Raw genomic sequence first — 11,934 nt, forward strand, 5'->3', positions numbered from 1 at the left:
AGATGAAAAGGATAGCTACTCTTTTATTGTTGATGCTTTCGTGCGGTATTTTTTTACTGCCGGCAGCAGTGCGTATTATTCCCGAGAACGGAAAGTTCGATACCCGGTTTCTGGTCGTGATTGATTCCGGGAGTTTTGCACAGGCCTCGCAAGAGGTGATGGCATATAAAAATGTGCTGGAAGAAGAGGGACTTGGCGTGGTGGTCATGATAGGCGACTGGAATTCTCCGGATGACCTGAAAAATGAGATTATAAAGATATACAGGAAAAAACCGGTGATGGAAGGTGCTGTCTTTATCGGTGATATCCCGGTGGTACGTGTCCGGAATTTCCAACATGCCACCACCGCTTTCAAGATGAATGAAAAAGCTTTCCCGATAGAGGAATCTTCCGTTACCAGCGACCGTTTTTATGATGACCTCGACCTGCAGTTCGAGTTTATCAGCGTGGACGAAAAAAATCCCCGTCATTTTTATTATAAACTCAGGGAGGATTCTCCTCAAGTGATAGAAAGTGATTTTTACTCTGCCAGGATGTTGCCTCCCTCAGATATGGGAAGTGACATGTATGAGTTGCTCAGGAAATACCTTCGTAAAGCAGTAGAAGCCCATAAAGAGGTGAATTATGCCGATAATATCAAATTCTTTAATGGGCATGGTTATAACTCTGATTGTCTGACCGTATGGCAAAACCAACAGTTTGTGATTAGAGAACAGTTCCCCGAAGCGTTCCGTTCCTCCCGTGGAAATGCATTTTATAACTTTCGGCAGGATCCGTTTATGAAGTACAACCTTTTTGAAAGGTTGCAAGCGTCCGGTACCGACCTCTTTGTTTTCCATGAACATGGTGCTTTCGACACCCAGTATATCAACGGGGAGTACCCGGCACCCCCTATCATTGGCATGCACAAGGAAGATGGATACGGCCCTATGGAAGCCCTTTCCATATCCTTGCGGAACAGATACCGGAGATATAGCGGTGAGCGCAGGGAATCCTTTGCGCAAAGTACGATGAAAGAATATAACCTCTCTTCCGGTTTTTTTAGCCGGGAGTTGATGGAGAGTACCCGCAGCAATGATTCTATTTTTGCTGCCGATATCAATATTGTGCTCGCCGACCTACGAAGTATAACCCCCCGGCCGCGGATCACTATTTTTGATGCCTGCTATAATGGTTCATTCCATCAACCCGGTTATGTGGCCGGTTATCATGTCTTTTCGGATGGGAATACGGTGGTGACCCAGGGTAATACGGTCAATGTGTTGCAGGACAAATGGTCGATGGAACTGGTCGGCATGATCGCGGAAGGAGCCAGGATCGGATTCTGGCAAAAGGAATTCCAGTACCTGGAGTCTCATCTCCTCGGTGATCCCACTTTCCGGCTTACACCCGGAACGGCGGCTGCCGACCGTAGTCGTGATGCGGCTACGCTGAACAAAAACCTTGCGTTGCACAAGAAGGACAACAAGGTCTGGCTTGCCTATCTGGAGAGTGATAATCCCAATTTACAGGCGATAGCATTGAAGCAACTCTCCGTGAAGAAACCGAAAGGGTATGATGATATGCTGCTGCGATACCTGAAGGAGAGTCCTTTTTACAGCGTGAGGATGCAAGCCCTGCAACGGATTCTCTATTCATCTTCCGGCAAGCACCTGACGGAAGCGCTGCTCCTTGCCCTGAACGATCCGTATGAGTTGATACGGAGGAATGGCGCGCGTTTTGCCGGTTATTCGGGTGATGAAAGACTGATTGAGCCGTTAGTACATACGCTCCTCTTTTCGAATGAGAGCCAGCGGGTACAGTATGCGGTCCAGAATTCGTTGGCGATGTTCGATTGGGAGAAAGTAAACCGTGAGATAAACCGTCAGGCTACCGGTTCCCATCTGTTGCATCCTTCGGAGACAGCGGCACAGGCTGTATCTTATTTCTCGGGACAAAAAGTGAGGTACGACAAATCTTTGATGGTGATACAGGACAAGACCGCGGAACAACCGGACCGGATTTCCGCTATCCGCCTCCTGAGAAATTATAATAACCACCTACAGGTTGCCGGGTTATTGGAGGTGCTGAAAGACAATAGTGATGATACGGAGGTGAGGGTTGTCCTTGCCGAAGCATTGGGTTGGTTCCGCTGGAGCGTGAAGAAAGAGCAAATAGTGGAAGTGCTGGGGGCTATCCGGAAAGATAAGCAAACCCCAAAAGAATTGCAGGATGAAATAGGACAGAGTATCCTTCGGCTGATGTAATATGGATCAGGGAATCTCCCTTGCAAGGGGTGATCAAAAATAGAGTGTTCCAATTGATCCATAATTGGGGCAAACATATGTATATTGAGGCTTTGCGGGATTTATATTATCATCCGTTAAAGCATGTCCACACATCGGACAATATTTTATTTTTTTATTTGCCTCTATTACTGCTCCAGCATATACATTTTTTTCATTCTATCTGCCTATAGATGTGTAAATTGTCTCATTTTTTTGTTGCATCGTTTTCCATACAATTTGATTTTTTAATTATGCCTACTCTATTTGTGTTATCGTTTTCGGCTTCCCGACTTTGGTTATTAGTAATTACTCATTGCTGAGATGTCCTTGTTCTGATGTATTTCCGGTAGAAGTACGCCGTACTTTTGCCGACCGATTCCCCCAATTTAGCGTGTAGTTGACTCTTGCCATAACGGAAAAGGTGCTTGATTTGCCTCTTTGTCCCGGTTCCTATACTGCATACTCTCCCCGCTGATATATGCATAGTCGTTTTCCTAATTCTTCTCCCCATCATTCTGCACCCGGTCTGCCGTGAAAACCAGTGAACTCTTCTCGTTGAACAGGTAGGTATAGTTCAGTGAAAGGTTATAAATTTTCGCATTGTTATTGTTATTGGAAAACCCTGAAGTGGTTTGCTCGAAACCGGTGGCATCGGATTCCCACTGTCTGGTGTCTGTAAAGATGCGGGAGCTGTTTCGTCTTGAGCGGAAAATGCCTTCCACGGTAATTAGGTTACAATCGTCTATATCGTATCCCAATCCGACTGTAGATGAAATATTTCCCGGGGTTTTCCCCGTGGAAGAATCTTCGGTTAACAGCTTATTCCCGGAATTGTGAAAAATATTCTCTACATTGTTCGATGAAGAAGATTTTCCTTTGCCAAATGATCCGATCAGATAGGTGGACCACTTGCCGGTTCGCCAACGAGTATTGATATTGGTTGTGTTATAATGGATATCACTGTTGTGGTTGGAGCTATGTCCGCCGGTGGCAAACACCTCCATCCGCCTTACGTTGCGCCCGTTGAAATTGCGCAGGTACTGCATCAGATCCGTGCCCTGCATCCGCACCTCCCGCCCGTCCACGTACACTTTGGATACCCTCTTGCCATACAGGCTGATCTCATCGCGCACCACGTTGGTACCCGGAGTAAGTATCAGTATCTGGTCCAAGTCATAATTCCTATAAAAAGGGTTGGCGGATATTTCGGCTACATAACCGGTAGCATGATAGGTGATATTCTTTGCTGTGACCACTACTTCATCCATCATCTGGTTATCCTCAGCCAATATAATTTCCGGGAGAGTGACATCCTTGTCCAACTGTACCGAAGCTGTCTGCTTCATATATCCGATATATGAGATTTCCAGCGAGTAAATACCCGGAGAAGCGGTCATTGAAAACTTACCCTCATTGTCCGTAGAAACTCCATAGAATTTTGTGGTATCGCTCTCATTGACTAATCGAATATTGGCATAAGGCAGCGCCCCGCCTGCCGTCGTCTTCACAACTCCTGAGAGACGCAATACCTGTTGGGCATTCACTGATATAGCGAGAAGTAATAATATCAAAACAAGCGTATAGTATCTCATTTCCTTAATTTTGTCATTTTTTTTTGTATTATACCGTCGGACGGGACGGAATCCGAAATTACATAAAATCCCCTGTCAAGTATTTATACCTGGCAGGGGCATTTTTATTTTGGCGTAAAGGATCAATAAAAAAGTGGCTGAGAGGATCAGTGCCGACCGGGGAGTGGGGTCATTACACTATGGATTTTCCATGGACAATGAAAATAAAAAATCACTTTATTAGAATAAAAAAAATCATCCTATTGGAATAATTATACCATTTTTTTGTAATTTTGCCCTTCGAATCGTTATGGCGCACTCTTCTAACGGTTAGGAAAATTGTTTCTCAGGCAATGAATAGCGGTTCGATTCCGCTGTGCGCTACTTCCCTCTTGGTTTATTCCCCTTCCTCCATGTTGTGGAAGACATTCTGTACGTCTTCGTCCTCTTCAAATTTCTCCAATAATTTTTCTATTTGGACACGTTGTTCTTCGTTGAGTTCCTTGGTGTCGTTGGGGATGCGCTCAAATTCGGCCGAGTGGATTTCAAAACCGTTTCCCTCGAGATAACTTTGGATATCGGAATAAGATTTGAAATCACCATAGAGAAGTATATCCTCCTCGTCGGCCTCCACCTCATCCACTCCATAGTCGATCAGTTCCAGCTCCAGGTCTTCCATTGAGATACCTTCTTTGGGAGCGATCTTGAACACGCATTTGTGGTCGAATAAAAATTCCAGGCTGCCGGTAGTGCCTAATGAACCGCCATGTTTGTTGAAATAGCTCCGCACGTTTGCCACGGTACGGGTGGGATTGTCGGTCGCCGTTTCCACCACGATGGCGATGCCATAAGGGCCGTATCCCTCATAAACCACTTCTTTGTAGTCGGAATGATCCTTGTCGGTCGCTTTTTTGATGGCGCGTTCCACGTTCTCTTTCGGCATGTTCTCCTTCTTCGCCTGTTGTATCAATACGCGCAGACGCGGATTGGTATCTGCTTCAGGACCACCCTCACGGACGGCAATCGTGATCTGTTTTCCTAATTTTGTGAATACGCGGGCCATATTGCCCCATCGTTTCAGTTTCGTTGCTTTTCTATATTCAAATGCTCTTCCCATACTTGTGTATAATTTTGAATTAATAATTGTTTGAGAACCAAGATTATTTGGATTCCAATTTCATCAATCTCAATTCTCTCGTTTCCCGGTTTCCTCGTTCCCGGGGTCTCCCCGGCCTTACCTCAACTGTGTTCCCAGTTCGTTCTCCAGATTTTTCCGGATTCGTTGCATTACATTGTCGATTTGTTTGTCGTTCAACGTTTTTTCTTCATCCTGAAGTAGGAAATTAACGGCGTATGATTTTTTTCCTTCGGGCAGGTTTTTCCCTTCATATACGTCGAACAGAGATACTTGCTTTAGTATTTTCTTTTCTGATTGGAGGGCAACCTGACGTATTTGTCGGAAGGTGACCTGTTTGTCTATCAAGAGTGCCAAATCACGACTTACCGCAGGGAATCTGGGTATCTCAGTAAAATGAACTGATTGTTTTTCGACCTCTTTCATCAGCAGATCCCAATTCAACTCTGCGAAAAATACCTCTGTGTCGATATCGAACTTTTTACATATTGCCGGTGAAACGATTCCGAAGAAGCCGAGGGTGCACCGGTGTGTTTTGACGCTCATCCCGACGGAGAAAAATTCGTTCGGTTCTGTCTCAAACAAAACTTTATTTCCATTGATTCCCATCCTTTTCAGGATATTTTCCACATGTGCTTTCAATTCGAATACGGAACTTTGTTCCTCTGCCGCAGACCAGTTCTTATGGGTACGCTTTCCGCATATCCATAGTCCGATATGGAACTCTTCGGAATAGGGCGCCAGGATTTTTTCTTCGCTCTTTTTGGTTGCATCGAAAAAGTAGCAGTTCCCAAATTCATAGAACCGAAGATCTCCATGTTTACGATTGCGATTATAAGCAATACTTTCCAATCCTCCAAATAGTAATGTCTGCCGCATTACATTCAGGTCGTTACTCAGTGGATTGACCAGTGGCACGCAGTTTGAGGGTGGATAGTTTTGAAAATCCTCGTAGTATGCCTTCTTAGTAAGTGAGTTGTTCAATATCTCATAGAAACCGTTCGCCGTAAGTTGTTCGGATATGAGTGTCTGCATTTTCTGCTTGCGGTCCGCCGGCATTTGAGAAGAGAGGTTCGCCTTCAATGCGTCGCTTATCTCCACATTATTATAACCATAGATCCGTAGGATTTCTTCAATCACATCCACATCACGGGTTACATCTACCCGATAGGTGGGGATACGAAGTGTGAGTTGATCATCCGTTTCGTTTTCAACCTCAATCTCAAGGCTGTAAAGAATATGTTTGATTGTTTCTTTTGCTATCTCTTTTCCTATCAGCTTGTTGGTCTTGTTATAAGTCAGTTTGACTTGCGCTTTCTCGACAGGAACCGGATATATATCTCTTATTTCACCTTCTATCGTCCCGCCTGCCAGTTCTTTCACCAGCATAGCAGCCCTTTTCAATACATAAATGGTATTGGACGGATCGGCACCCCGTTCGAAGCGGAATGAAGAGTCGGTATTCAGCCCATGCCGGCGGGCAGTTTTTCGCACCCATGTGGGATTGAAACAGGCTGATTCGAGGAATATATCAGTTGTTTTTTCGGTCACACCCGATTCCAATCCCCCGAACACACCGGCGATACACATTCCCTCTTCCGAGTTACAGATTATCAGGTCGTTTTCGCTTAGCTCACGTTCTTGTTCATCCAATGTGATGAATTTGGTCTTCTCGGGCATGGTACGGATGATTACCTCACCTCCGGTGATTTTTGCCGCATCAAATGCATGCATCGGGTGCCCCGTTTCATGCAGTACGAAGTTGGTGATATCCACGATGTTGTTGATGGGACGAAGCCCGATAACCGACAATCTGTTCTTTAACCAGTCGGGGCTCTCTTTTATGGTTACATTGCGAATGGTCAGACCCGAATAACGAGGGCAGGCTTCTTTGTTCTCCACAATTACCTCGATACCTCCTTCACGGGTATCCACTGCGAACCCTTCCACTGATGGCTTAGTGAGTTTGTATGGCTTGCCTGCCTGTTCCAGCCATGCAGCCAAATCACGTGCCACGCCAAAGTGGGAGGCTGCATCTATGCGGTTGGGAGTGATATCTATTTCCAGTACATAGTCGCTCTGTACATTGTAGTATTTCTTGGCGGGTGTGCCTGTTTTGGCCTCTGCCGGCAGTACGATGATGCCTTCGTGTGAGGAGCCTATGCCGATCTCGTCTTCGGCGCAAATCATGCCGTGCGATTCTTCACCACGGATCTTGGAACGTTTTATGGTGAACACCTCATCGCCCGAATATAATTTCGTGCCGATAGTGGCCACGACCACTTTTTGACCCGCTGCCACATTGGGGGCGCCGCAGACTATTTTAAGCGGCTCATTGCCGGTGCCGATATCCACGGTGGTCAGATGCAGATGGTCGGAATTGGGATGCGGAACACAGGTCAGCACTTCACCGATTACCAGGCCTTCCAATCCCCCTTTGATGGTTTGTATCTCTTCCACGCTTCCCGTTTCCAGTCCGATGGAGGTGAGCGCATCGGCCGTCTCCTGCGGCGACAGATCAAATTGAAGGTACTCTTTGAGCCAGTTGTACGAAATGTTCATACGATTAATATTTAGACAAAAGAATCAAGATACAAGACATTTTGACCATGCATTTGTCAGAGAGAACGTAGTCAAATACTTGAATCCTTGTATCCTGAAATCTGAAATTTTCAAATAAGGTTCAAAATTACAAAAAAAAGCGATAACTCTTCCAATGTTCAAAAATTTAGTACTTGTGTATTTCGGCTTTTCCACGGTTTTAGCTAATTTTGCCCCTATGACGGACACACTCATAATAACGCTTGTCAATCACCCGAATTTCGGCTATATGCTTCAACCTGTATCCGCCCCTTTATCGGGAAGATGCAGCGTGAATTGGCGGCTCTTATCCGGTAGGCCGGCACTCCTGTTTCATTACGGGTCGCATCGCTTTGCCATCGACAGGCCCTACAAAAAGGTGGCGGAGGTGGTGGAAGAAGAGGGCGTGCTCTCTGTCGGCCGGTTCGACCTTTATTCGTAAAACTCTTTTGAATATTCCACTATTCCTGAGATATCTTTTAAAGCATTTTCAACACGCTTTCTAAATAATCATCAAAGGTCGTCGGAAGTTTAATTACCTTATCTTCAAATTCAAAATGAGATACATTGTCAATAACTGCTTGTGTCATATCCGACATATTCTGAGCTGTATTATGAGTAAAACCGACTGACATTAGAGTTTGTATTCTGTCTTCTATGGGAACAACTTGTACTGTTATTTCTTTATTCAATTTTTTCGAAAAGCTGTTTGCAATATCATTTGTGCTATATTTTTCTCCACCTAACTCATAAATGGTTGTTTCATTGCTTTGTTTGTCGTTTAGAATACACTTCGTAATGAATTTTGCAACATCAAGAGGGGAATGCATTTCTACTTTCAAATCGGCCGGGAAAAAAGTAGGCAAAATTCCTGCATTTTTCATCAAATCCAAATATCCAAGCCAATTGCTGTAATAGTATGACGGTCGAACAAATATTTTTTCAATTTCCATATCGCTAAAAGATTGTTCTAACATCCGTGACATCAAAATATTTCCTGTGTTTTTTTCAATTTGAGCACCTCCGCAAGATAAACAAACAATCTTCTTTGCGCCCGCATTTTTTATCGCGGTTTTATAATTTTCTATGATTATTTTTGTTTCTTCTAATATCTCATTTGAATCAGGTCGCTCGGGGGTTAATAAGAAAATTGTCGATCCGCCTTTAAATGCTTCTATTACTTCTTCCTTGTTCAATAATTCCGTTTTCATGACTTCAACGGATTTACTGAAAACAGGTGCTGATTTATGCACTATTGCTCGTACTCGTATGGGAAGCTGTTTTTGCTCTAATTCTCTCACAACATTTGAACCGATTTGTCCGCCTGCACCAACTATTATTATCATATATTTCTTGTTTTAATGTTTCTACTTTATATTTTCGCAAACGTTTTGGGGCTTGGTTTAATTACAACAAAGATAGACTAAAATCATTTGTCATACTGTCGTTGTGCTAAAATATTGCTACACAAAATCAGAAGCTCGTTCGAGCCGCTTGACGCAAAACCCTTCAAAGAACATTCTCAACTCCTCTTTTTTGTGTTTTTCCAAATTATGAAATATAATTCCTTGAACAGTAAATATATAGATTTTTCAGATAGAAAATATCATTTGGAGCCGGGTGAATATAACGGCAAGCCGCAACTCCTCGTAGAGGAAATGAAGCAGTTGTTGGAGTAGCCTGGTAAGTGGGTAAAAATATATAGATACCGCCGACAAAATGAAGCGATACTACTGAATAATTGGATGAATCGCAGACTTTATACATCCGCATGAAAAATTGAGCTCCTTTATATTTCCGAGTCTCCGTTGTTTTACTTAATTTTGCCTTACACTCAAATAATTGGCCCTTGAGGATGTCATATATTGTGATAAGATGGACAACAATCAATTAGCGTTTGAATTTGCACTGCATACCAATCGGAACCTGTTTATTACCGGAAAGGCAGGAACAGGGAAGACCACTTTCCTGCGCCGTCTGAAAGAGATTTCCGGAAAGCAGGTGGCGGTGGTGGCGCCTACGGGTGTGGCGGCGATCAACGCGGGAGGGACTACCATCCATTCTTTTTTTCAACTGCCCCTTTCTCCATTCGTTCCCACCCCGGAGGGAAGGAAGCAACTTATCAGCCAGACAAGGATGCGGGGGCACCGGCGACGTGTATTGCAGGAGCTGGAGTTGCTGGTAATCGATGAAATAAGTATGGTGCGGGCCGATTTGCTGGATGCAATCGACGCCAGTCTGCGTTATTTCCGCTATCGGGGAGATCAACTTTTCGGCGGGGTGCAGGTGGTTTTTATCGGCGACATGTTCCAACTTTCACCGGTCGCGAAGGAGGAGGAGTGGCGTTTACTGTCGGAATATTATCAAAGTCCCTATTTTTTCCATAGCCGGGCAGTGATGCAGGATGCACCGGTATATATTGAATTTGAGAAAATCTACCGCCAGACGAACGACGATTTTATCAGGGTATTGAATGAGATCAGGAGCGATTCTCTTTCACCTGAAAGCTTCCGGATGCTTGAAAAACGCTATGATCCGTTGTTTACACCTGGAGATGAGGATGATTTCATCCTCCTTACCACGCATAATTACAAGGCCGATCAGGTCAATTCTCGGGAGTTGGAGCGTCTGAAAGGCAAAGCCGAGGTATTTGTCGCCAAAATAGAGGGTGACTATCCCGAGAGGAATTATCCTACTGAGTCTGTTTTGGCATTGAAACCGGATGCAAAGGTGATGTTCCTGCGAAATGATACCGAAGCAGCTCGTTATTATAACGGTAAAACGGGAGTGGTTGATAAGATTGATGGAGAGCACATTATTGTACGCTGCGAAGGGGATGAATATATTGAGGTGGAACGTGTGGTATGGGAGAATGTCGGTTATTCGGCGAATCCCGATACAAAACAGATAGAAGAGAATATACTGGGGCGTTTTACGCAGTATCCATTGCGACTGGCATGGGCTATCACTATCCATAAAAGTCAGGGTCTTACTTTTGATAAAGTGGTGATTGATGCCGGACAAGCTTTTGCGCCGGGACAGGTATACGTGGCATTGAGCCGTTGCCGCTCGTTGGAAGGGATCGTGCTACAGAGTAAAATCCATCCGGATAGCATTCGTAATGATCGTCAGATTATTGAGCATGAGAAAAACAAACTGGCAATCGAGGCATTGGAAAGTCAGTTGGAAAGGTCACGTAAAGCTTATCGTTCGTATCTTTTGTTGTCGATTTTTGATTTTGGAGGTATCTTGTCGAAAATAAGGCGTTTGTCGTTGAAAATTACGGAATGGGGTAAGTCCTTCAATGACGAAACAGTCTCCTATTTAAAAAAAATTCAACAACAGCTGGAGGAGCTGGAGCGGGTGGCAGTCAAATTTCAAGTACAGCTGAATTCTATCATTTGCCGCGATCCGGTAGATGAAGAGCGTTTAGGTTGTCGTTTAGATGCTGCGACCACTTTTTTCGTGGAAAAGATAGACCGGTTGGTGGACGAGCTACGACAATCACCCGCTTCGACCGATAGCCGCGCACATGCCGCTGAGTATAACGAAGATATTCAGGATGTCTTTTCTGACTTGACCCTGAAAAAATATTTGCTTGGTGAATTAAAAAATGACGCTACCGTCGAAGCCTATTTCAAAGCGAAAAACAGCTTCAGGGTTCCATCCTTCAGCGTCAATACTTATGCAACGGATTCCTCCACGAAATCCGACCTGTCGCATCCGGGATTATACCGGTTGTTGATGGAGGAGCGAAACAATATCTGTGGTCCCCGTGACTTGCCGATTTATTTGGTTGCCGGCAGTAAAACACTTTATGAAATGGCGGAATACCTACCCCAAAATAAAAAGGAGTTGCTTCAAATTACTGGATTCGGCCCTGCCAAAGTGGAAAAATACGGAGAAACTTTCTTATCGATTATTCAGGCGTATTGTGAAAGAAGAGGATTGCAATCCTGTATGCCGGAAAGGAGTGCATCGAAGAGAAAAAAGAAAGAACAGAAAGAGAAAAAAGAGAAGAGGCAGAAGGGAGACAGCCGGCGTTTGAGTTTAGAGATGTTCCGCTCGGGAAAGACGGTCGAAGAGATAGCCGACGAGCGGGGGTTGGCGGTATCGACCATCGGCACGCACCTGGCAAAATATGTGGAGACGGGTGAGTTGATTATTACCGATTTTATCCCGCGGGAGCGACTGCGTCTCGCCGAAGAGAAACTTATGGCCGCTTCACCCGATGACCCGGTGTACTACACGTTGCAGGCTGATTTCTCAAACACCGAAATCATGATGATCGTGGCACATAAAAGGGGTGGAGACTCATATCAATAAGTTCCACCCCTGAGTTAGATTGACTTTTTAGAACCAAGACTGGTTACTTTACCTG

General features: G+C 44.6%; 8 protein-coding genes. 4 read left to right on the forward strand and 4 right to left on the reverse strand.

The annotated features are described in order from the left end of the window. Positions 1-2 precede the first annotated feature (2 nt). Positions 3-2,246: a HEAT repeat domain-containing protein gene (locus B4G81_RS03995; RefSeq protein WP_294080331.1), complete on the forward strand. Its 2,244-nt coding sequence runs from the start codon at positions 3-5 to the stop codon at positions 2,244-2,246. Between the two features lie 515 nt (positions 2,247-2,761). On the opposite strand, the gene B4G81_RS04000 is transcribed toward B4G81_RS03995, so the two are convergent. The 3 genes from B4G81_RS04000 to pheT all read right to left on the reverse strand — a co-directional run bounded on the left by B4G81_RS04000 (position 2,762) and on the right by pheT (position 7,535). Then, complete coding sequence (locus tag B4G81_RS04000; protein WP_294080333.1) at positions 2,762-3,859, reverse strand: carboxypeptidase-like regulatory domain-containing protein; 1,098 nt, start codon at positions 3,857-3,859, stop codon at positions 2,762-2,764. A 376-nt stretch (positions 3,860-4,235) separates the two neighbouring features. Further along, positions 4,236-4,955 carry a YebC/PmpR family DNA-binding transcriptional regulator gene (locus B4G81_RS04005; RefSeq protein WP_294080334.1) on the reverse strand — a complete coding sequence of 240 codons (720 nt, stop codon included), beginning with the start codon at positions 4,953-4,955 and terminating at the stop codon, positions 4,236-4,238. Positions 4,956-5,072: 117 nt separating this feature from the next. Then, positions 5,073-7,535: a phenylalanine--tRNA ligase subunit beta gene (gene pheT / locus B4G81_RS04010; RefSeq protein WP_294080336.1), complete on the reverse strand. Its 2,463-nt coding sequence runs from the start codon at positions 7,533-7,535 to the stop codon at positions 5,073-5,075. A 154-nt stretch (positions 7,536-7,689) separates the two neighbouring features. Here pheT and B4G81_RS04015 point away from each other — a divergent pair, with 154 nt between their 5' ends. After that, the gene (locus tag B4G81_RS04015; protein WP_294080337.1) at positions 7,690-7,995 is read left to right on the forward strand and encodes a hypothetical protein; all 306 of its coding nucleotides are present in this window, start codon (positions 7,690-7,692) and stop codon (positions 7,993-7,995) included. Positions 7,996-8,032: 37 nt separating this feature from the next. Here B4G81_RS04015 and B4G81_RS04020 read toward each other — a convergent pair whose 3' ends face one another. Beyond that, entirely contained in the window at positions 8,033-8,899 is an 867-nt protein-coding gene (locus tag B4G81_RS04020; protein ID WP_294080339.1) for an NmrA family NAD(P)-binding protein, read from the reverse strand. A 207-nt stretch (positions 8,900-9,106) separates the two neighbouring features. Between B4G81_RS04020 and B4G81_RS04025 the strand changes: the two genes are divergently transcribed. Continuing rightward, entirely contained in the window at positions 9,107-9,232 is a 126-nt protein-coding gene (locus tag B4G81_RS04025; RefSeq protein ID WP_294080341.1) for a hypothetical protein, read from the forward strand. Positions 9,233-9,428: 196 nt separating this feature from the next. Continuing rightward, on the forward strand, positions 9,429-11,879 hold the full coding sequence (locus tag B4G81_RS04030) for an HRDC domain-containing protein (RefSeq protein WP_294080343.1): 2,451 nt from the start codon (positions 9,429-9,431) through the stop codon (positions 11,877-11,879). Positions 11,880-11,934 lie beyond the last annotated feature (55 nt).

The organism is Proteiniphilum sp. UBA5384, from assembly GCF_002410825.1.
Taxonomy (GTDB): domain Bacteria; phylum Bacteroidota; class Bacteroidia; order Bacteroidales; family Dysgonomonadaceae; genus Proteiniphilum.

What these genes read in the sequence shown, in the direction of transcription:
- B4G81_RS03995 (WP_294080331.1), top strand. Translation starts at nt 3, where the DNA reads ATGAAAAGGATAGCTACTCTTTTATTGTTGATGCTTTCGTGCGGTATT.
- B4G81_RS04000 (WP_294080333.1), bottom strand. Translation starts at nt 3,859, where the DNA reads ATGAGATACTATACGCTTGTTTTGATATTATTACTTCTCGCTATATCA.
- B4G81_RS04005 (WP_294080334.1), bottom strand. Translation starts at nt 4,955, where the DNA reads ATGGGAAGAGCATTTGAATATAGAAAAGCAACGAAACTGAAACGATGG.
- pheT (WP_294080336.1), bottom strand. Translation starts at nt 7,535, where the DNA reads ATGAACATTTCGTACAACTGGCTCAAAGAGTACCTTCAATTTGATCTG.
- B4G81_RS04015 (WP_294080337.1), top strand. Translation starts at nt 7,690, where the DNA reads ATGTTCAAAAATTTAGTACTTGTGTATTTCGGCTTTTCCACGGTTTTA.
- B4G81_RS04020 (WP_294080339.1), bottom strand. Translation starts at nt 8,899, where the DNA reads ATGATAATAATAGTTGGTGCAGGCGGACAAATCGGTTCAAATGTTGTG.
- B4G81_RS04025 (WP_294080341.1), top strand. Translation starts at nt 9,107, where the DNA reads ATGAAATATAATTCCTTGAACAGTAAATATATAGATTTTTCAGATAGA.
- B4G81_RS04030 (WP_294080343.1), top strand. Translation starts at nt 9,429, where the DNA reads ATGGACAACAATCAATTAGCGTTTGAATTTGCACTGCATACCAATCGG.